Source organism: Mariniradius saccharolyticus AK6, assembly GCF_000330725.2.
In the GTDB taxonomy this organism is placed as follows: Bacteria; Bacteroidota; Bacteroidia; order Cytophagales; family Cyclobacteriaceae; genus Mariniradius; species Mariniradius saccharolyticus.
In genome coordinates, this window is the sequence record NZ_AMZY02000007.1 from 88,003 (window position 1) to 109,427 (window position 21,425).

The following is a 21,425-nucleotide window of genomic DNA, read 5'->3' on the forward strand; positions in this document are numbered from 1 at the left end:
AAATCAAAACTTCGATCAGTACTCAGGATACGCTGGGGACCAAGCCTTCGATTTGTTCTTGGAGGAATCGTAACTGCTCCTTCATTTGCAGCATGACTTCCTCCGCGTCTAAGCTGACTTCGTCGATAAGTTTGTTGTAATACTGGATGCCCGCCGTCAGGTTTTCCCTGAATTTAGACAAATAAGCCTCGTATTTGGCTGTAGGTTCGGGTAGCGCCTTTGTCACTTCTTTTTGCAGATGCGCGACATAAAGTTCCAACTCCTTGATAAATACATGGGGACGGGAGGCATCGATGGTAATCTGGATCTTTCCATATATATGATCCACCATTTCCCGAAGGCTGAAGACGCCCTTGAAATATGCCAAATTGGGTCCAGGGCAAATAGTGACGGCCTTGAGGTTTCTCTTGGGCGTTTCTCCAAGTGCCAGGATTGCAGGCGCGCTGAGTCCCTCGCAGAGGCAATCTTTTTCCAAAGTCTCATCTAGCTGTTCCCTTGAAATCTCGTTTCTTTCAAAAAGTTTGGTTTTGAGATTTTGGTATTCCCGGGATGCGGTGCAGATGGATTTTTCCGAAAATTCCTTCGAAAAGGCCAAGAACTTCTTGTAGCAAGGGCTGCCCGGACGGTTCTTTTCGATCCTTTCGACCCGCTGCTGCTCGCCACTACTGGTACGCAGATTGTTGAAAGGAACACCCAGCGGTGAAGCATGGCTGAGGTAAAAATCCGACTTCTTAGCCTGAATCAAGCGATCCAGCGTGTCCTTATCCACGGAAGTGGCTTCGGGAACAAGTAGGAACGGGCTTCCCCATCCAGTACCATCGAGTGCATAGTATTCAGTCAGGAAACGGTTTTCGGTTGCGGTTCCAAGCCCGCCTTGGTAAGTGATTTTTGGTTGGATGTCGGCAGGAAGAATAAATCCTCCCGTATCGGAAAGGTATTGTTGACAGGCTGCATGCAGTGCTTGGCTGAGTTCTTCCCTTTTGGTTTTGAATTCCTCCAAAATCGGCCCAGCCAGAAAACCATCGGTTGCAAAGGCATGCCCGCCACAATTCAATCCCGACTCGATCCTAAATTCGGAAATCCAAAGGCCCTTTTTCGCAAGGAATTTTCCTTGGATCAGTGCAGAGCGATAGTCGGATACCTTAAGGATGATTCTTTTGGTAATCCTTCCAAACTGATCCGGGAAAAACCCCGGAAACTGTGCCGCATAACTGTACAAAGCCGGATTCAGACCAGCAGAAAAAACGACCGCACCGTCTACTCTACTCATGGCAAATCCGCGCAAGGCTGACAGCGCATCAGAAAATTCCCTCGGAAGTTCGTTCCCCTCCTTATCGCTGTTGATTTTGTCCACCTTAGTCATGATGTTGACATCGATCGCACCGGGCTGAATGGCATTTCTCAACAATTCCTCCAAAGCAAGACGCTCCGGACCTTTGGCGCCCAGCATCTCGTGATACAGGTTGAAAAGCGGGTTTTCACTCGGCAGCAGTTCAAAATATTTGTCAATATCGGCCCCTTCCCCAAACGATTGGGACTTCATTTCCGTCATATGGGCTTCGACCCTCTCGTGGAGAAAATCGAGGTAGGCGGTAATTCTTTTTGCCCGATAATCCTCTTCCTTTTCGTCGATATATTGATAAGGAATCCCGCCCTTGCGGCTGTAAATTCTCCGCATTTCCTCTAGAAGGTGGTCGTCCATGATGGAAACGACGGATGAAATACCAAATCGGGCGACTTTGAGGGGTGAATCTACCGTGTAGCCCAGTCCCATGACCGGGATGTGGAAGGAATGCAATGTATTCATGGTACGCAGATTGAACTTGATGCAATTGACCCGAACAGGCCATGCCAATAAAAGGACAAAGCTATCCGCCATTTTTGGGAAAGAAGAATTTTTAGAGGGTAATTAAAGGTGATTTTGGTCATGGAAAACGGCCATTAATTTGAAGATAAGGCATGCGATTCCAAATCGCATTTTAACTTAACCTTCCTTGACCTGTTGAATTACTTAGTCCAAAAATTCACTAGAAAAGAATAGCAAGCTCGGAAACTCAAGTTTTAAACGCAATTTTATTTAGGACAAAAAAGTATGATTTATATCACCGTGAATCATGATCAATTCCATACTCGAAAAAATGGTCTATTTCTACTTTGGACAAATTTTAAAGTAGAACCATCAACCCGACTCCTTTATGGATCAATTTGTCATCAAAAGAAACGGCGCTTTTGTGCCTTTCGAATCCTACAAAATCAAAGATGCCTTGGTCAAAGGCTTCAACTCCGTCCACCAAGCTTATGACCCTTATATATTCGGAAAAATCCTCGAAGGGCTTAGTAAAAAGACCACTTGGGCCGTCGAAGAGATCCAAGACCTGATCGAAAAAGAACTCTTCGATGCCGGCTTTTTTGAAGTCATGCGTTCATTTATGCTCTACAGGCATACCAGAAAGCTACAACGAGAACATGTCGCCGGCCTCAACGAGGATACGACCTACGTCGATAGCACCCAAACCATAGAGGAATATATCCACGCCACCGACTGGCGGATCAACGCCAACGCCAACACCTCCTACTCCAATGCCGGCCTGGTCAACAACGTGGCCGGAAAAATCATCGCCAACTACTGGCTGGACAAGGTGTATTCGAAAGAGGAAGGCTATGCCCACCGCAACGGGGATTACCATATCCATGATTTGGATTGCCTAACGGGGTACTGCGCCGGCTGGAGTCTGCGGGTGCTTTTAAATGACGGCTTCAATGGCGTACGCGGTCGGGTAGAAAGTCGTCCTCCCTCCCACTTCCGGGAAGCATTGGGCCAAATGGCCAATTTCCTCGGCATTTTGCAAAGCGAATGGGCGGGCGCCCAAGCATTCAGTTCTTTTGACACCTACTTGGCACCATATGTTTTCAAGGATCAACTTTCCCAAAAAGACGTGGAAAAGGCGATCCGTTCATTTGTCTACAACCTCAACGTCCCTGCCCGCTGGGGTCAATCTCCCTTCACAAATATTACTTTGGACTGGGTGGTACCCAACGACTTGGCCGACCAAATCCCCACCAAAAACAACCTGCACCTTTTCAGGGGGTTCAGTAATGGTGAATTGGAAAAAAGTGCCCAAAACCGCGGTGTGCGTAGTTTGGAGGATATGACTTACCGACATTTTCAGCGGGAAATGAACATGATCAACAAGGCCTACTACACGATCATGACCGAGGGAGACGCCAATGGACAACCCTTCACTTTCCCAATCCCGACGGTCAACATCACGGAAGACTTTGATTGGCATGGGGAGAATACGGATTTGCTTTTTGAAAACACGGCCAAAATCGGTTCCTCCTATTTCCAAAACTTCATCGGCAGCCAGTACACCTTTGACGAAAACGGCTACAAAGTCGAAAACCCGAATGCTTATAAGCCAAATGCTGTCCGAAGCATGTGCTGCAGACTACAGCTTGACCTGAGAGAATTGCTCAAGCGTGGCAACGGCCTCTTTGGATCGGCGGAAATGACCGGCAGCATCGGCGTGGTGACAATCAATATGGCGAGGTTGGGCTATCTGTACAGAGGAAACAAAAAAGCCCTGATGATACGCTTGGACCACCTGCTGCTCTTGGCCAAATCCACTTTGGAGAAAAAACGAAAGTTTATTCAAGAAATGCACGATCGGGGTCTTTACCCCTACACTAAAAGATACCTGCCCCACTTCCGCAACCACTTCTCCACGATTGGGGTCAATGGGATGAATGAGATGATTTTGAACTTCACAGAAGGACAGTCTGACATCACCTCCATCGAAGGACAGCAGTTGGCTGCGGATCTCTTGGACCATATTCGCGGGAGAATGCGGGAATTCCAAGAAACAACGGGCAACCTATATAATCTCGAAGCAACACCTGCGGAAGGAACTACTTACCGCTTTGCCAAAGAAGACCGGAAAAGGTATCCCGAAATCATTCAGGCCGGCATGGAGGAAAACATTTACTATACCAACAGTTCCCAACTGCCCGTCAACTTTACCGACGACCCCTTTGAGGCCCTTTTCCACCAAGATGAGCTCCAATGCAAATACACAGGAGGCACAGTCCTCCACCTCTACATGCGGGAAAAAATATCCACAGCCGAAGCCTGCCGAAATCTGGTAAAGAAGGTACTGACCAACTTCAAGTTGCCCTATATCACGGTCACGCCGGTATTCAGTATTTGCCCGGTACATGGCTACCTCAATGGCGAGCACGAGTTCTGCCCAAAATGCGATGAAATCCTAGTCCAAAAAATCCAAAACCAAAACGATTATGCAAACCTATCCTGAAACACAATCCATCCTTGAAAAGCACACAGAATCCAGAACAAAATGCCTTGTCTATACCAGGGTCATGGGCTATCACAGACCCGTCGAGAGCTTCAACATCGGCAAAAAAGGCGAACACAAACAGCGTACGCATTTCGAAGAAAAAGGTGACCGATCCTAGGCCCATATTCAGCATCAGTCCATTTACGCTATTGGATTATCCAGACAAGACAGCCTGCATCCTATGGTTTGCAGGCTGTAATATGCGCTGCGGATATTGTTACAATCCCGAGATTGTCAAAGGCAAAGGCAAGATCGGGTTTAAGGAAGTATTGACTTTTCTCAATAAAAGAAAAACCCTACTCGACGGGGTCGTGTTCAGCGGCGGAGAATGTACGCTTCACCCCGACCTACCATGGCTTGCGGCCGAAGTCAAAAAAATCGGCATGCGCATCAAGGTCGATACCAATGGATCCAAACCCGATGTGGTGCGCCGCCTGATTGAGGACAGTTTGGTGGACTACGTGGCTTTGGACTTCAAAGCCATGCCTGCCAAATACCGATCGATTACCAATAGCCCACTTTTTCCAGAGTTCGAAAGAAGCCTCCTGCTGCTCCTTTCGTCCAACATTCCCTTTGAAGTCCGCACGACAGTGCACGCGGGGCTACTTTCAAAAACAGACCTGCACGAGATGGTAGGCAAACTAGCGGCTTTCGGGTATCGCGGCAAATATTTCCTACAGCATTTCGTCGCTGAATCCGAAACATTGGAGCCACTTCCCAAAAGTTTAAAGAATGAAGTCCTCGATGACTATTCCAGCCAAGAAATTGAGGTGGTTTGGAGGAATTAAGCTATCAGAAAAAGGAAAAAAAACCGAGCCAATGGCCCGGCCTTTTGGGATGAAAAAGGTATGTCAGTCAATATTTCTCAGGGTTGGAATTCCTTCACGAAAATCTTCGGCTCCATAAAAACCCTCGTAAGGATGGAATTGGAAATCAAACAGGCCTTTTTGGCTTTTTCCAAAACCTTGAGCGCCTTCTCGGGATTTTCGTGGGGCGGCAGGGAAAGTTCAGGACTGAGGATGATTTCCGTCATTTGGAATTTGCCATCTTCACGGGAAAGCCTCCCTTTGGCATGGGAGGTAAAGCCCTCAAATTCCAGCCGCGAATGTTGGGCAACCGCAAGGAATGTCGTCATCAGGCAGGAATTTACCGCTGCGACAAAGAGATGTTCGGGGGACCAAATTCCGGGTACCCCTCCCTCAAATTCAGGCGGCGTGGCACAAGTCACCGTGTTATCCAAATGGGGTGAAGACAATTCTCCCACCCGTCCATGTTTCCAATGGACACTTACTTCGTAATCATGCGAATCGAACATAGAATTTCAATTATTTGTTTTTTGATTTTTGTGAACTTGCTCTTCGGAATTTGGGAGACATCCGTAACGGACATCTCCCGTTGGCATTGATATTGGGCGATCAAACTACCTCCACTACTTCTTCTTCATTTTTTTCGATTTCACTTAGGTTCAAAGGCCCTTGCTTTTTGACATACCGCGCACTGCGAAGCACAAACCAAGTGAGCGGGAACAAACCTCCCACACAGAATATCGAGCCACCCACTATGCGAAGCCAAGTCATGCTTTGAAATTCAGTGCCTTGGATAAACTCCTGCGACCTCGCATACCAATACCCCTCTTCCATCACGGTGACCAATTGGTGGATCCCGGCGGGAAACAAATCCAAGACGACCATCAGCAGAAGGCCGAGATTGATGGACCAGAACGACGCTTTGATCAATTGATGATTCCAGGCTTCGGGCTGTATCAAATACCGCAGGCAAAACAGCAAAGCTGCAATGGACAGATTGCCATACACGCCCATCAAAGCAGCATGCCCGTGGTTGACTGTGAGGTAGGTGCCGTGCTCGTAGTAATTGGCGATAGGAAGGTTGATGATCAAACCAAATACGCCCGCCCCAAAGAAATTCCAAAATGTCACACCGAGTATATAGAGAAACACTCCTGGCATGGCAAACAACGAAGACCGCCCGCGTCCGTTGGACTTATCCTCCAAGAGATGCGGCATTTTCTGCATCTTCCATGCCTCCAAAGTCAATAGGATCAATGGCACTACCTGAAGGGTGGAGAAAACACTCCCCAAGGCCAAGGTTCCGACAGGCTTTGCATTCCAATAGAAATTGTGGGAAATACCCAAAAGACCTGAACCTAAAAACAACAAAGCCGCCAGATAGACCACCTTCACAACAGCCTGTCGGTTGACCAAGCCCATCATTACCATCATGTATCCGACGATGATCGTCGTAAACACTTCAAAAAACGCCTCCACCCACATATGTACCACCATCCAGCGCCAGAAGTCAGCAATCACAAAGTTAGTCTCCGGTCTTGCCACAAATCCTGACATCAACAGGATCAGGATACAGACTATCGAATACACCAGCCAATTTGGCAAGGCCCAGGGCATGCCAGGGCGAAATGTATTTTTTACTCCCCGATAGACGATCAGGGCCCAAAGTGCAAATATGGCCAAGAGGAAATATTGGTAAAGCCTGCCCAACTCGACGAATTCCCAACCTTGGTGGCCCAACCAGCGGGAATAGGATCCCAACATGCCTTTTGGGCCGAGGAAAATCCCCACAAATGAACCGGCCACCATCACGAAGAATATCCCAAACAGCAAATTGATCAACAACAATTGTCCTTTGGGCTCCTTTTTAGCGAGCAAAGGCAACACAAAAAACGAAATCCCAACCCAGCAGGCGGAAATCCAGTAAAGCGACAATTGGACGTGCCAGCTACGCGAAATCGTCACCGGAATCGCCTCCTGAAGGTCGACCCCAAAGAAATTGGTGAAGCCCACAAAGTCGTGCACAGTGAGTACCCCAGCTAGGACTTGAACCAAAAACAATAGAATCGCGACATAGAAGAATTTGAAAGTTGCCCGCTGAGTGGGACTTGGCGTAAAGGCATGGAGCTTTTCTTCCGTGACCATTTCGGACGCGCCCTTGGAATAATACTCCTGGTTCAGCTGCTCAAACTGGCCGTAATAGTACATCACAATCCCAAGACCCAACACTAAACCCAAAAGCCCTACAATACTCCAAATCATAGTGGAGGGGGTTGGGACGTTACCCGCCTCAGGATCATAGGGCCAGTTGTGGGTATAGCTGTATTTTTCGCCCGGACGCTGCACACTGCATACCCAAGCGCCCCAATAAAAGAATCTAGCCAAATTCCGGATTTCTTCCTCGTTTTGGATATATCCGGTGGGATTGAACGCCTCGCCAAAACCTGCATCTGTAAAAACACGCACATAGAAATCTTCCACCGCCCGAACGCCGGCAATTTGCGCCGAGTTCAAAACCGCAGAATTATCGCTTGGCTGATAGGTATTTGCCTTTATTTCCTGCTGTACTTTTCCAGTGACGGCTGCTTCACCGAGTTCCTGAAGCCCCTGATAATTGGGGAGATTTTTTATATAGTATTCCTTCATTGCCTTGGCGTGGACATTCAGCGCTTGGGCGGTGAAATCAGGCCCACGAAGTGCCCCGTCCCCAAACATGCTGCCGTATTCCATGAGTGCGTACCGGTGAAAAACCTCCTGCCCCTTCAAGATTTCGGCTTCGCTCATGACTTTATTACCATTTTCATCCACAAAATCAGGGATTGGTGGTGCCTCTTCATAGGTCTGATAGGCAATGAATCCCAGCCCAATGATGCTGACCAGGAAAATGATACCAATGGGAACCCACCAGTTTTTGGGCTTCATCAGGTAATGCAGAAAGGTAGTTTCGGATTTCATGGTTTTGTGCAGTAAAGTTTATTTCATATTTCGGAGTATTTATTCTTATTTATAAAGAAAAAAAATCACAGCAAGAGGCGGACCTCCTCTGAGACTATTTTTTCAGATAGGTGTTGCAGGCTGGTACCACTGAGATGTACACGGATGTCATGCTTGACGTCCTTCCAGAAATCGTGGACCGGACAAGGCTTGGCGTGTCCGCATCCCGGCAAACCAAGCAGGCATTGGTCGAAATAGTCTTTCCCTTCGAGGGCAAACACGATATCAACGAGCATGATCTCTGAGGCGGGTTTTGCCAAGGCTATGCCGCCAGAGGGGCCACGGTATGAATAAAGGATGCCTTTAGCGGTGAGTTCCCGGAAAATTTTGGTCAGAAAGTGAAAGGAAAGGTCTATTTCCCGAGCGATTTCGCCTATACTCATGTATTCCGACCCACTTGGATGGGACACCATATAAAGGAGTGCGCGAATACCGTATTTACTGGTTTGGGAAAGGACTTTCATTATTCAGACAATTTTATCCGAAATAAAAAACAATTTTTTAGAAGAACAAAATGTGCGGCCATTTTTTGATTTCGGAATCAGATTGTTCTGAACTTGTTTTTGCAAAGGGATGCTTTTTGAATAATTGGAAATCGCTCTAAATATGAAATCTTTACCTAGGAACGACTCAACCTATTTGCAGGTTATTCGAAACCGCGGTGACTAACGATTCAATCGAACTAGGATAAACCTCGGCGTCTATCCTGCCTTTGAGAAAATCAACAAGCGATAAAAAAATAATTCATCAAAATTTTTGGCTTGAAAAAAATACGGTACCTTTGTTAGTGAATATTCACATATGCCAATGGAAGTCTCGGAAAGACAAAAGGAAATTATCAACGCGGCAGGAAAAATCCTCACCCAAGCAGGCCTAAGTGGACTTACGACCAAAAACCTTGCAAAGGAAATGGAATTTTCCGAAGCAGCCATTTACAGGCATTTCGATAGCAAAGAGGAAATAATCCTTGCATTGCTCGGTTTTTTGAAATCCAACATGGACGAAAGACTTGGACGCATTTACATGGTAGATACTTCGGCTCAACAGAAGTTTCAGGCGATATTCCAAAGTCAATTCGAGTTTTTCAGAGACAATCCCCATTTCGTTGTCGCTGTGTTTTCGGACGGGCTATTGGAGGAAAGCTATAAAATCAACCAAGCGATATTGGACCTCATGCAGGTCAAAATGAAATACCTTACACCCTTGGTCATGCAAGGGCAGCAGTCCGGTACGTTTACACAGGCGATCACTACGGAAGAACTCGTTCATATCATCATGGGCTCATTCCGCCTGCAAATGTTCAAGTGGCGAATAGCCAATTTTCAGTTTGATATCATCCGTCAGGGAAAAAACATGATCGCGGCGTTGTTGACCTTGATGGCGTCCTAAAAAAATTTTCAATTATATGTTAGTAAATATTTACATACAGAAGAGCGTTCTAATTGGACTTCTGTTAGCCAGTGCGCCCGTAAGTGCACAGGTAAAAATGTGGACCCTCGATGAATGTGTCGATTCCGCTTGGGCCTACAATAAAACGTTGCAAATCGCCCAGAATAACCAGGACATTGCGGTGCTTAAAAACCAAGAAGCGAAAGCCTCGCTTTTACCCAAGGTGTTTTTACAGGGCGATTACAGATACTTCACAGAGCTTCCGATCCAATTGATGCCCCAATCTGCATTTGGCGGACCGGAAGGAGTATTTAAGGAAATCCAATTTGGAGTTCCACACAATATCAGTGCGAACCTCGGATTCAAAATGCCCCTTTACGACCCGCAGGTTACCGGAGCGATCAAAACATCAGAAACACTCCAGGAGCTATCCTCGTTGCAGGCACAGAAAACCAAAGAACAAGTTTATCTGGAAGTAGCCAATCTGTACTACAATGCGCAGATCTTGAAAAATACGCTGGACTTCCTTCAAAAAAACTTGGCGAATAGTCAGCGACTGGAAAAAAACACCCGGCTTCTTTACGAACAGACACTCGCACAGCGCACGGATTGGGACAAAGTAGTCCTACAGGAGACACAGTTAAGAAGCGCGATCACGCAGGCACAAAGCCAATTCCAGTCGGTGCTCAATGCTTTGAAATTTGTAATTGGCCTAGACTCGGAAAGAGAAATTGATGTCCCTATGGATATTGAAGGTGCTATTTCCGACCATGGCGAATTCCAGAAAAGCCTCGACCATAAAATCCAAGAAAAAAAGGCAGCACTTACCCTACAGGAACTCAAGACGCTGCAAAATACCCGAATCCCTACCCTTGCCCTTTATGGCAGCTACGGTCGAACCGGCTTTGGCTTCACAGGCGACCCACAATCCTTCTTGAATTTCTACCCCGTGAGCTTCACAGGCATTCAACTCAATTTCCCAGTTTTCAATGGTACAATCACCAACAAGAAAATAAGGCAAAAGCGAATTGAACTCGAAAACCAACAGCTCCAAAAGGAATGGATAAGTGCGCAAACCTCCATGCTGTACGAAAACGCACAGCTTCAGCTAAAGGCTTCCAAAACGCAGCTTGAAACTGCCCAAGGCCAAATTCGGCTTGCCGAGTCGGTTTACCAAAGAACCCTGCTACAACAAAGGGAGGGTTTGGTCAACCTTACAGAGGTATTATTGGCAGAAAATACCCTGAGAGAAGCGCAGCAGCATTACCTCAGCAGCATGGTCGACTACCTGAAAGCCGATCTTGAAATCAAAAAAACATCAGGAAACCTCCTAAAATGAAATCCCCATGAAAAAGATACTCTATATCCTAATCCCAATAGCTCTAGTCGGCTTGGTCATCGGAAAATTGGCCACCAACAAAAAAACCGCCGAAGAAAGGGTTTACAAATTTGATCCTTCAAAGGCCGTCGAGGTGGCTACGATGGAAATCAGCGTCTCAAAAGTGCAGCCATCATACGACTACACGGGAACCTTGGAGCCTAATCGCGAAAGTAAACTCAGCGCTGAAGTGCAAGGTAAGGTCAACAAGGTTTTGGTTGAAAATGGAGCAACCGTACGAAGGGGGCAGGTGCTGATTCAATTGGACGATGCCTTGCTGCAATGGCAACGCAAAACCGCTGAGGTGCAAGTGAAAGGGCTGGAGCGCGACTTGAACCGATTTCGAATCCTTGTTGAAAATGACGCAGTCCAAGGAATACAACTTGAAAAAACCGAGTTGGCCTTGGAAACTGCAAAGATCCAAATCAATACGTTGAATGAACAAATCAATAAATGCCAAATCAGGGCTCCATTTGACGGTATCGTGACGGCCAAGCTTACCGAAGAAGGGGACTTTGCTGCACCCGGAAAGCCACTGCTTCAGTTGACCGATATTTCTTGGTTGAAGTTGAGCATTCAGGTTCCAGAAAAGGATCTGATCTTGTTTCAAATAGGCCATGATTACCCCATCGCCATTCCTTCCCTCAATTTGGAAACAACAGGCGAAGCAAGTCTGATCGGCAGTAGAGGCAATCCGGCCAATAGTTTCCCTGTAGAAATTACAATTGCCAACATAGACCAAAAGATCAAAGCAGGGATGTTTGGTCATCTGCGCCTGCAGAGTGTCTCTGCCATTAAAGGAATCGTGATCCCATCCTCAGCCATCGTCGGTTCTGATCTTGCTCCACAGGTTTTTGTAATCAAGGAAGGCAAGGCAATCCTGAAGAGCATTGTCATCCAAAATCGAATCGGAGACCAAGTCCTGCTACACTCAGGACTTCAGGAGAACGAAATCCTGATCACAGGCGGACTGATCAATGTCTTCGAAGGCGCCCCCGTGACCAAAAAACTCTAATCCAAGAAGCCATGAACATTACATCCATATCGATCAATAGGCCCTCGCTGGTCATTGTACTCTTCTCGATTTTCATTCTCCTGGGTTACATAGGCTTCACCAACCTGTCATACGAGTTGATGCCTGACTTCAACCAACCTGTTGTAGTGATCAAGACTGTCTATCCAGGGGCAGAACCTGAAGAAGTCGAGACTTCCGTTTCCAAGAAAATTGAAGATGCGCTTTCTAACCTGGAAGGTGTCGATTATCTCGTGACAAAATCCCTTCCCAATGCCTCCGTCGTCATAGCCAACATGAAATATGGCGTCAATCTGGATCAAGCCATGCTGGATGCGCAACGCTACATCGACAATATCAGGAAGGACTTGCCCGAGCAGGTGATGGCCCCCGAGATGTCCAAAGTGTCGCCAAATGACTTACCCATCATGTCCATCACTGCGACCAGCAAGCTGAGCAGCACGGAGTTTTTCCAAAATATGATCGACGAATATCTCCCTCAAATCCAACAGATCAAAGGCGTGGCAGAAATCACCATTCTTGGAGGCGAACAGCGGGAAGTTCAGGTAAAGATCGACCAAGAAAAGTTGCGCCAATACCGCGTGTCGCTGCAGCAGGTAGTTGAAGCAATCAACCGCTCTGGATTAGATATCCCAGCAGGTATCGTACAGACTGCAAAAGAGCAGAGCGCGGTAAGATTAAGCGGGAAATTCAGGACTTTGTCAGATATCGAAATGGTACAGGTAGCCATGCCAATACCCGGAAGCCCGATTTACGTCAGGGATTTGGCCGTGGTGAAGGATGGGATCAAGGAAATCACGTCGATCAGTCGCTACAACGGAAAAGAAGGAATCGGCCTGATGCTCAAAAAACAGGGGGATGCCAATGCAGTGGACGTGTCACGTGCCGTCAGGGCCGAGTTGGAACAGATTGAAAAACTCAATGCCGCAGATGGGGTCGATTTTATCATCGCCGACGACAGCACGGACAACACTATTGCGGCGGTAGATTCGGTTGTGTTTGACCTCATCCTCGCAGTTATCCTGGTTTCATTGGTGATGCTGTTGTTTTTGCGAAGTTTCAGGAACTCGATGATTGTATTGGTCGCGATACCTACGTCTCTTGTGACGGCATTCGCCGTGATGTGGATACTGGGCTATACACTCAACCTGATGACCTTATTGGCTATGTCGCTTATCATCGGGATCTTGGTGGACGATGCCACGGTAGTGTTAGAAAATATCCAAAGACACTTGGATATGGGCAAAGAAAAGCGCGCCGCCGCCTTGGACGGCAGGATGGAAATCGGATTTTCGGCAATCTCAATCACTTTGGTCGATGTAGTTGTATTTCTTCCTATTCTTTTCTTACAGGTATTTGTGGCGGATATGCTCAAGCAATTTTCAGTAGTGGTCATCACTTCAACTTTGACGAGTTTATTGGTCGGCTTCACCCTGACACCTTGGATGGCTTCACGGATCGGGAAATCCGAGGACCTGCAACCGAAAAACCTATTCAATCGGTTTTTGATCTGGTTTGAAGAACAGTTGGATCGCTTCATCGCTTGGTATGGACGTCAATTGGTTTGGGTATTGGACCACAAACTCGTTCTTGTGGGAATCGTCCTTGCCCTTTTTGCCTTCACGGCAATCACCCTGAAGCAGGGGATCATCGGAAAGGAGTTGATCGCTACCGGAGATCAGGGGAAATTTAGGCTTTACTTGGAGTTTGACAAATCCACCAGCATCAAGGAAAACAACGTCCGAACACTGGAAATCGAGCAGTTCTTACTCCAACAGCCCGAGATCTCGACCGTGTTCAGCAACGTAGGCGGTCCCTCCACGGGCATTGGAAGCCTCGGAGTTGGCTCGGCCTACAAATCAGAACTTACCATACAGCTCAAAGGTGCTCAGGAGCGCAACAACATTCCGACGGAGAGCAATATGAAGCAAATCCGTGAAGTGCTGAAAAAGGACTACCCCGGAATCAGCTATTCCATGGCAGCCTTGGGTTTGGTTCCCCGATCCGCTCCCATCGAGCTTACACTCAGCGGTCCTGACAATGAAGAGGTCATGGCAGAAGCCAACAAATTGAAAAAAGTAATTGAAAATATCCCCGGTGCAGACCATGTCAGACTATCGGTAGAGGAAGGAAGTCCTGAATTCCAAGTCATTCCCGATCCTGACCGCCTGCAACGCCTAGGACTGAACAATGCCTATGTGGGCATTACCCTACGAAATGCATTGAGCGGGAATGATGACGCGACATTGACCGAAGGGGGGACGGTATATCCCGTCAGAATCCTTTTGGACAATTTTAACAGACAAAATTATGATGACATCAACCGTGTGTTGCTGGTAAATCCCATGGGGATGCCAATTAACCTTTCCCAAGTGGCAGCTATTGTTCAGACAAAGTCAGCGTCACTACTCGAAAGAAAAGACCGACAACCCGCTGTGACACTTACCGCAGATGCGTTGGGAAGGCCATCCGGCACCGTTGCTGACGAAGTGGTTGCCTTTTTGAAACAAAATCCCCTTCCAGAAAATATCAGCTATGTATGGGGTTCGGACATCAAAAGACAAAATGATAGTTTCGGCGCGCTCGGTTCGGTACTGTTGATTTCCTTCTTGCTGATTTACCTGATTATGGTGGCATTGTATGACAGCTTTGTGTATCCGTTTGTGGTGCTGTTTTCGATCCCTGTCGCCGTGATCGGGGCGTTTTTGGCACTTAACCTCTCAATGAATAACCTTAGCCTATTTGCCCTTCTTGGCCTGATTATGCTGATGGGACTGGTAACCAAAAACGCGATATTGATCGTGGATTTCACCAACCAACTGCGGGAAAAGGGGCTCACAGTCCGCGATGCGCTGATTGAAGCCGGGAAAGGCAGGATGCGTCCCATCCTCATGACTACCCTATCCATGGTTTTTGGGATGCTTCCCATCGCGCTAGCGACAGGGACAGCTTCAGAGTGGAAAAACGGTTTGGCTTGGGTCATTATCGGAGGGCTTCTTTCTTCCCTGATACTCACGGTGTACCTCGTTCCGGTGGTTTATGAAGCGATCGAGAAATTACGGGAGAAACTTGGCCGAAACTCAACCCAATTGAAAGAAACGGTATCTACATAAGCTATCTTCAATAAACTTTCGAAGCATCAAAATCCACACATGAATGGATTTGTCTGGTTGACTCAAAACACGATAGATTTTCTCTATTGGGTGACAAATGTCATAATTTCCCTCCCTAAATCTTTCTAATTTTTAACCATCAATAAAGATTGAACCCTTCACATCCCTGCTATGACAAGAATCAAGAAAAATATCGCAATCAGTGATTCGGGATTTGTTTTTGACCCGGGTACAGGTGATTCGTATTCGCTCAATCCGACAGGCTTGGAAATCGTACAGTTGATCAAATCGGGGAAAGATTTCCAGCAGGTCCTGGCAGAAATGTCGATAAAATATGAAGTAGATCCTGAATCATTTGAAAGGTACTACTACGACTTCACAACAACGCTCAAGCAGTTGCGGCTGACAGAATCCGATGGAGAAGATTAAACTCAATATCGCCTTATCGGGACTCAATAATATTGATAGTCCCGGACCGGGAATCCCCGTGATCAGAGGAATCAGAGATTCGACGAAAATCGATGCCAGGATCATTGGACTGGCATACGACAATTTGGAACCTGGGCCCTACATGCATGAGCTCGTGGACAAAACCTACAAAGTACCCTATCCGTCGGATGGCGTGGAACCCTTGCTCGATAGGATCAAATACATCCAGGAAAAAGAGCACGTGGATGTGCTGATCCCAAATTTTGACTCCGAACTGTTCACTTTCATGAAGTCCGAAAAGGTCCTGCGCGACATGGGCATCCGGACATTCCTCCCTACCCTGCAGCAGTTTGAAGAAAGGCACAAATCCAATCTCCCCCAGTACGGAGAAAAATACGGAGTAAAAGTCCCCTACAGTGAGCCCATTGGCAGCATCATGGACTTTCGGAAAATCGAGGAAAAATTTGATTATCCCGTAGTCGTGAAGGGTAAATTCTACGATGCCTATATCGCTTATGACTTGGAGCAAGTCGGGATTTACTTCAATAAGATTGCAGCAAAATGGGGCCTACCCATCGTCATCCAGGAATTTGTCAGAGGTACAGAGGTCAATGTAGTCGCCCTCGGTGACGGCAATGGCAATACCGTCGGCGCTGTCCCCATGCGCAAAACCTATATCACCGACAAAGGCAAAGGCTGGGGCGGAATTACACTCCAAGATCCCGCGATGCTGGACTTGACCCACAAGATTATCTCACAAACACATTGGCGTGGGGGGATGGAGCTCGAACTGATCAGGACTGCGGCAAACGAGCTTTACATGATCGAAATCAATCCAAGGCTTCCTGCATGGGTATATCTGGCCGTGGCGGCCGGGCAAAACCTACCCGAAGCGCTGGTCATGCTGGCGATGGGCATGGAGGTCAAACCCTTTACCCACTACGAAGTCGGAAAAATGTTTATCCGTTATTCGTATGATATGATTTGTGACCTCAAGGAATTTGAACAACTCTCTACCAAGGGAGAACTCTAACCCGAACTGAAACCATGACAAAGCTAACATTCGAACGGCCCATCATCCAGCGAATCAATGCGGGTCTTCCCAGTAAGTATGGAATGGCGCATAAACTGGAGCCTGTCAGCCATATCGATGGTGTTTCCATCAAGTCTTTGCTTGAGTCCTACGGATCACCATTGGTCATCATCTCCGAATCCACTATTCGGAAAACCTATAAAACTGCACATCGGGCCTTTAGCTCGCGGTACCCCAAGGTACAGTTTGCATGGTCCTATAAGACCAATTACCTCAATGCCGTATGCAATGTATTCCATCAAGAAGGCGCCTGGGCGGAAGTCGTGTCAGGGTTCGAATATGAAAAGGCAATTGCCAATGGCGTTCCGGGAGATTTGATCGTGTTCAACGGCCCGGACAAAAGCCGGGAAGACCTGTCCAAAGCGATCAAAAACGGCTCCCTCATCCATATTGACCATTTTGACGAACTGTATGAAATCATTTCGCTCAGCAAGGAATCCGTGCTGCGACCCAAAGTCGCCATCCGTGTAAACATGAATACAGGTATTTACCCACAATGGGACCGTTTTGGCTTCAACTATGAAAATGGCGAAGCTTGGGATGCGTTGAATCGGATCATGGCAAGCAAGCAGCTGGATCTCGTCGGCCTACATACCCACATCGGCACATATATCATGACCACAGAGGCATACAAAGTAGCTGCGACAAAGTTGGCAGATTTGGCTGTGAGGATCGAAAAGAAGTTTGGCCAGGCACTCCAATATCTTGACTTAGGTGGCGGATTTGCTTCCAAAAACACGCTTCGTGGCGCCTACTATCCAGGAACCGATACAGCGCCTTCTTTCGATGACTTTGCGGAAGCGATCACCTCCGCGCTCATGAGCAGTGAAATCAAACCTGACCATCTTCCTTTGCTGATACTGGAAACCGGCCGTGCAATGATCGACGATGCGGGATATCTGGCTGGGACTGTAATCGCCAACAAAAGACTGGCAGACGGTCGTCGGGCTACAATCATTGATGCCGGTGTAAACCTGCTGTTTACGGCATTTTGGTATGAACATGACATCAGACCTGTGGAACCTGTCTCCGAACAATCCGAAGACACGACGATCTATGGGCCGCTTTGCATGAACATAGATGTCATCCGCGGCAATATCATGTTCCCTCTTCTGAAAAAAGGGGACCACTATGTCATCCGAAGAGTTGGTGCATATAACAATACACAATGGCTGCAATTCATCAATATGCGACCAAACGTGGTGGTGTTGGACGGCAAGGGTAAGCCACATCTGATCAGAAAAGCAGAAACACTGGAAACGATCAACTCCCAAGAAATCACGCCGGATCACTTGGCGAAATTTGACCTGTAAATCCCTACGGAGCCATGAAAAGGCTGGAATGGTTCATAGAAGCGCTCCTAAACAGTTATGCACAGGTATTCTTTTCCAACAACAAATGGTTTGGAACTATCCTGATGGCGGTGACTTTTGTGGATTTTTACGTGGGAATGTATGGATTTTTCGCTGTCAGTACAGCCTTGCTGACAGGTCATTTTTTGGGTCTATACGAACCCAACGTACGGCAGGGATACTATGGTTTCAATTCCCTTTTGGTAGGTGTCGGTCTATCCATCTATTTCGAGCCAAGGCCATTGCTGCTGGTTTTGGTGGTTTTTTCCGGCATGCTCACCGTCTTTGTGGCCTTGGCATTTGAGGGAATTCTGGGCAAATATGGACTGCCATTCCTGAGCATTCCTTTTATTCTTGTCTTTTGGACTTTAAGGCTGGCTACGCGTCAATTTGAGGCTTTGGGATTGAGCGAACGGGGTGTCTATTTCCTCAATGAACTCTATTTGTTGGGTGGAAAAAACCTCGTCGATATGTACGAATGGTGGAACCAAATCCCTTTCCACACCTCCATCAAGGCATATTTCCTTTCCATCGGAGCGATATTTTTCCAGCAAAACATCTTTTCGGGTTTTTTTGCTGCACTTGGCCTGTTGATTTATTCCCGGATCGGATTCACCCTTTCACTTCTTGGATTTTATATCGCCTACCTTTTTTATATTGCTTTAGGAATACCCTTTTCCGAAATATCCTACAGCTACATCGGCTTCAATTATATCCTCACGGCCATTGCGCTTGGGGGATACTTCATTATTCCAAACAGGAACACCTATCTCAGCCTGCTATTCATTATTCCGATCACAGCCATTATCGGAATCTCCCTGCAACAGGTCTTTGACAAGCTCTATTTGCCGGTATATTCTTTTCCATTCAATATCACGGTCCTTTTGTTTTTGTATGGATTAAAATTTAGGGTTGACAACCGTATCGGTCTCAGCACGATCTTTTGGCAGCAGCAATCACCTGAAAAAAATCTTTACAATTTTGTCAATTACCAAGAACGGTTTGGCAACGGAAGCCCTATCCCAATTTATCTTCCCTTTTTCGGAGAATGGTCAGTCACCCAGGGCCACAATGGTGCCTTCACCCACAAAGATGACTGGAAACATGCTTGGGATTTTGAGATCAGGGACGATCAGGGCAAAACATTTCGCGATGAGGGTGATTTTGCTTCGGATTACTTCTGTTTTGACAAAAACGTTCTTGCACCCGCCGACGGAGTAGTAGAGGTCCTTGTCAATGACATCGAAGACAATACCGTCGGAACCAGAAACCTCGACAAGAATTGGGGAAACACCGTGGTGATCAAACATTCGGAATTTCTCTACAGCAAACTCAGCCACCTGAAAAAAGGCTCTATCCTACCCAAAATCGGAGATAAAGTCAGTAAAGGCGAAATCATCGCCAAAGTGGGAAATTCCGGCAATTCCGCATTTCCCCACCTTCATTTCCAGCTGCAGGCGACGCCATTCATCGGCTCAAAGACGATCGATTACCCGATCTCCGACTTTTGGATGAGATATGCAGGAACCGAAAGCCTCGAGGCAGTAGGCATTCCACCATTGGATGCGGTAGTTTCTTCACTTACAACAAATATGCAATTGAAGAAAGCATTCTCATTTGTCATTGGAAACCAATTCCATTGGGAAACCAACAAGGGTGAAGCTGTGGTGTGGGAAGTGAAAAGAGACTACTGGCTCAATACCTACCTGGAATGTCAGGCGACCGGTTCCAAGGCCTTTTACAAATTGGACGAAGGCACCCTGCATTTCATTCATTTTACCGGCGATCGGGAATCGCTCCTGTATTTTTTCTTTCTATCAGCCTACAAAGTGAGTTTTGGGTACTCCAATAGGCTTCGATTGCAGGACACCTTCGCCATCAATATGGTCTTCCAACCGAATAGGCTTTTCGTACAGGATCTATTTGCACCGTTCTACAGATACCTGAAGGGAGAATACACGCTCAATTATCCCGAAAAAGCCCGGGGAATTGGCTTTCAGCCGATCCAATTGGATGGAAAGATCACGAAATCGGCATTTGGGCAAGAAATGGAAACTTCACGCTTCCAGTTCCTGATTGCAGCTAACGGCCTTCAAAGCTTTGAATTCAAAAACAGACACTCCCAAATTAAGGCAACATGTACCGCAGACTGATTTTCATCGCACTGCTTGCAATTCCCGGGGCATTTGTCCAGGCCCAGCAGAGCCTTCCACAGGTGGATGCCAAAACCTATGAGCTATTTCAACAAGGTGCTTGGGACAGATTGATCGAGGAAGGCAACAAGGCCATTCAGCAGGGTATAGATTTCTATTACCTCAGGGTAAGAATGGGCATTGCCCATTATGAAAAAAGAAATTACCACGCAGCCATTCGACACTTTGAAAAAGCAAGAAAATTAAACGATTCTGAATCCTACGTCCAGGAATACCTCTATTATGCCAATTTGTTTTCGGGAAGATCTGCGGAAGCCAAAGTAATTGCCGCGGGATTTGATCCAGTCTTGAAAAAAAAGACTGGAATTGAGAAACTTCCCGTAGTTTCAAGACTTGATCTTGCCTACAATTTTACGGGACAAATCGACCCCTCGGTGATTGAAGACTTCAATCCTGATGTTCCGATCGGTACGGACGGTTCACAGTTTATCCCAGACTACCACCATTACTATTTCGGAGGCTTGGGGCTAGACCTTTCTCCACGTTTCTCGATTTATCAAGGATACTCCTATCTCCAGGTAAGTCATTTGTTGTATAGTCAATCGGCAAACGAACAAATTCTGGACAAAACGTTTGCCTCATCTGTACATCAATACTATGTGGCGGCCAACTTGCTTATTGGCAAGGGTCTCACGCTCCTGGGAGGGTTACATTTCGTCAGAAGGATTTTTCCTGTGACCAGCACCATCACCTCCGGGCCTCCCGGTCCATCCGTGGAATCCACCGTAATTTCAAATGCGGGAGAAAATGACCTTACCGGATTCGTCTCGCTTTACAAGCGACTGAATCGAGTCACCATTGGAGCTTCCTATTACAGAGGTTCATTGGGCAATTTCACCCAAAACCAAGCGGACGGCAAAGTCATCATTTTCCCTTTCGGAAATCTAAACCTTTATACCGCATCTACCGCTTCCCTGCATCAGCAGGATTTCGGGGGAGGGAATAACAGCGCAAACTTTGTTTTTGACCAACAAATCGGATTGAAAACTACAAGATGGCTTTGGGTGGAAGGGTATGGGACATTTGGCAATATGAACAACTTCTTCATGAATGACGGTTTGCTGGTTTTTAACCGCATGGATACCATCAAGCAAAGACTCGGCGGGAGGCTTTTGATCCTTCCTTCTTCCAATCTAAAACTGACGTTGGACTATACCCTTTTTCAAAATCAAAGTGAATTTTTTCCTGTTTCTGCGGGCGAAAATCTCAACACGCAGACTTACAACACACAGGCAATCACAGGCATCATCACATGGACATTCTAACCAAA

General features: G+C 46.9%; 16 protein-coding genes. 12 read left to right on the forward strand and 4 right to left on the reverse strand.

Annotated elements, in window-relative coordinates; genetic code table 11:
* Positions 1-22 precede the first annotated feature (22 nt).
* On the reverse strand, positions 23-1,807 hold the full coding sequence (locus tag C943_RS05830) for a hypothetical protein (RefSeq protein WP_008625300.1): 1,785 nt from the start codon (positions 1,805-1,807) through the stop codon (positions 23-25).
* Between the two features lie 388 nt (positions 1,808-2,195).
* On the opposite strand from C943_RS05830, the gene C943_RS05835 reads away from it, so the two are divergent.
* The 3 genes from C943_RS05835 to C943_RS05840 are packed head-to-tail and all read left to right on the forward strand — an operon-like array spanning position 2,196 to position 5,143.
* Positions 2,196-4,313 (forward strand): ribonucleoside triphosphate reductase, encoded by a 2,118-nt coding sequence (locus C943_RS05835; RefSeq protein WP_008625302.1) that lies wholly within the window; start codon positions 2,196-2,198, stop codon positions 4,311-4,313.
* On the forward strand, positions 4,297-4,473 hold the full coding sequence (gene nrdD, locus C943_RS22570) for an anaerobic ribonucleoside-triphosphate reductase (protein WP_008625303.1): 177 nt from the start codon (positions 4,297-4,299) through the stop codon (positions 4,471-4,473). The genes C943_RS05835 and nrdD overlap by 17 nt, the downstream gene beginning before the upstream one ends.
* On the forward strand, positions 4,460-5,143 hold the full coding sequence (locus tag C943_RS05840; protein ID WP_008625304.1) for an anaerobic ribonucleoside-triphosphate reductase activating protein: 684 nt from the start codon (positions 4,460-4,462) through the stop codon (positions 5,141-5,143). The genes nrdD and C943_RS05840 overlap by 14 nt, the downstream gene beginning before the upstream one ends.
* A gap of 77 nt (positions 5,144-5,220) precedes the next feature.
* Here C943_RS05840 and C943_RS05845 read toward each other — a convergent pair whose 3' ends face one another.
* From C943_RS05845 to C943_RS05855, 3 genes are all read right to left on the reverse strand, one after another.
* Positions 5,221-5,670, reverse strand: a complete 450-nt coding sequence (locus C943_RS05845) for an OsmC family protein (RefSeq protein ID WP_008625305.1) — start codon at positions 5,668-5,670, stop codon at positions 5,221-5,223.
* 100 nt (positions 5,671-5,770) lie between these two features.
* A complete protein-coding gene (locus C943_RS05850) occupies positions 5,771-8,116 on the reverse strand; it encodes a nitric-oxide reductase large subunit (RefSeq protein ID WP_008625308.1) in 2,346 nt (781 codons plus the stop codon).
* Positions 8,117-8,181: 65 nt separating this feature from the next.
* Positions 8,182-8,619 (reverse strand): RrF2 family transcriptional regulator, encoded by a 438-nt coding sequence (locus tag C943_RS05855; RefSeq protein WP_040479246.1) that lies wholly within the window; start codon positions 8,617-8,619, stop codon positions 8,182-8,184.
* 337 nt (positions 8,620-8,956) lie between these two features.
* On the opposite strand from C943_RS05855, the gene C943_RS05860 reads away from it, so the two are divergent.
* The 9 genes from C943_RS05860 to C943_RS05900 all read left to right on the forward strand — a co-directional run bounded on the left by C943_RS05860 (position 8,957) and on the right by C943_RS05900 (position 21,420).
* Positions 8,957-9,544, forward strand: a complete 588-nt coding sequence (locus C943_RS05860; RefSeq protein ID WP_008625313.1) for a TetR/AcrR family transcriptional regulator — start codon at positions 8,957-8,959, stop codon at positions 9,542-9,544.
* Positions 9,545-9,560: 16 nt separating this feature from the next.
* The gene (locus tag C943_RS05865; RefSeq protein WP_040479251.1) at positions 9,561-10,883 is read left to right on the forward strand and encodes a TolC family protein; all 1,323 of its coding nucleotides are present in this window, start codon (positions 9,561-9,563) and stop codon (positions 10,881-10,883) included.
* A gap of 7 nt (positions 10,884-10,890) precedes the next feature.
* A complete protein-coding gene (locus C943_RS05870) occupies positions 10,891-11,937 on the forward strand; it encodes an efflux RND transporter periplasmic adaptor subunit (RefSeq protein WP_008625317.1) in 1,047 nt (348 codons plus the stop codon).
* Between the two features lie 11 nt (positions 11,938-11,948).
* Complete coding sequence (locus C943_RS05875; RefSeq protein ID WP_008625320.1) at positions 11,949-15,068, forward strand: efflux RND transporter permease subunit; 3,120 nt, start codon at positions 11,949-11,951, stop codon at positions 15,066-15,068.
* A 171-nt stretch (positions 15,069-15,239) separates the two neighbouring features.
* Entirely contained in the window at positions 15,240-15,497 is a 258-nt protein-coding gene (locus tag C943_RS05880; protein ID WP_008625321.1) for a PqqD family protein, read from the forward strand.
* Positions 15,484-16,530, forward strand: a complete 1,047-nt coding sequence (locus C943_RS05885) for an ATP-grasp domain-containing protein (protein ID WP_008625324.1) — start codon at positions 15,484-15,486, stop codon at positions 16,528-16,530. The genes C943_RS05880 and C943_RS05885 overlap by 14 nt, the downstream gene beginning before the upstream one ends.
* Before the next feature lie 14 nt (positions 16,531-16,544).
* Entirely contained in the window at positions 16,545-17,903 is a 1,359-nt protein-coding gene (locus C943_RS05890) for an alanine racemase (protein WP_008625325.1), read from the forward strand.
* Between the two features lie 14 nt (positions 17,904-17,917).
* Positions 17,918-20,095: an urea transporter gene (locus C943_RS05895; RefSeq protein ID WP_008625330.1), complete on the forward strand. Its 2,178-nt coding sequence runs from the start codon at positions 17,918-17,920 to the stop codon at positions 20,093-20,095.
* The gene (locus tag C943_RS05900) at positions 20,080-21,420 is read left to right on the forward strand and encodes a tetratricopeptide repeat protein (RefSeq protein WP_008625331.1); all 1,341 of its coding nucleotides are present in this window, start codon (positions 20,080-20,082) and stop codon (positions 21,418-21,420) included. The genes C943_RS05895 and C943_RS05900 overlap by 16 nt, the downstream gene beginning before the upstream one ends.
* Positions 21,421-21,425 lie beyond the last annotated feature (5 nt).

Coding starts and splice junctions, on each gene's coding strand:
- C943_RS05830 (WP_008625300.1), bottom strand. CDS start 1,807: ATGAATACATTGCATTCCTTCCACATCCCGGTCATGGGACTGGGCTAC.
- C943_RS05835 (WP_008625302.1), top strand. CDS start 2,196: ATGGATCAATTTGTCATCAAAAGAAACGGCGCTTTTGTGCCTTTCGAA.
- nrdD (WP_008625303.1), top strand. CDS start 4,297: ATGCAAACCTATCCTGAAACACAATCCATCCTTGAAAAGCACACAGAA.
- C943_RS05845 (WP_008625305.1), bottom strand. CDS start 5,670: ATGTTCGATTCGCATGATTACGAAGTAAGTGTCCATTGGAAACATGGA.
- C943_RS05850 (WP_008625308.1), bottom strand. CDS start 8,116: ATGAAATCCGAAACTACCTTTCTGCATTACCTGATGAAGCCCAAAAAC.
- C943_RS05855 (WP_040479246.1), bottom strand. CDS start 8,619: ATGAAAGTCCTTTCCCAAACCAGTAAATACGGTATTCGCGCACTCCTT.
- C943_RS05860 (WP_008625313.1), top strand. CDS start 8,957: ATGCCAATGGAAGTCTCGGAAAGACAAAAGGAAATTATCAACGCGGCA.
- C943_RS05865 (WP_040479251.1), top strand. CDS start 9,561: ATGTTAGTAAATATTTACATACAGAAGAGCGTTCTAATTGGACTTCTG.
- C943_RS05870 (WP_008625317.1), top strand. CDS start 10,891: ATGAAAAAGATACTCTATATCCTAATCCCAATAGCTCTAGTCGGCTTG.
- C943_RS05875 (WP_008625320.1), top strand. CDS start 11,949: ATGAACATTACATCCATATCGATCAATAGGCCCTCGCTGGTCATTGTA.
- C943_RS05880 (WP_008625321.1), top strand. CDS start 15,240: ATGACAAGAATCAAGAAAAATATCGCAATCAGTGATTCGGGATTTGTT.
- C943_RS05885 (WP_008625324.1), top strand. CDS start 15,484: ATGGAGAAGATTAAACTCAATATCGCCTTATCGGGACTCAATAATATT.
- C943_RS05890 (WP_008625325.1), top strand. CDS start 16,545: ATGACAAAGCTAACATTCGAACGGCCCATCATCCAGCGAATCAATGCG.
- C943_RS05895 (WP_008625330.1), top strand. CDS start 17,918: ATGAAAAGGCTGGAATGGTTCATAGAAGCGCTCCTAAACAGTTATGCA.
- C943_RS05900 (WP_008625331.1), top strand. CDS start 20,080: ATGTACCGCAGACTGATTTTCATCGCACTGCTTGCAATTCCCGGGGCA.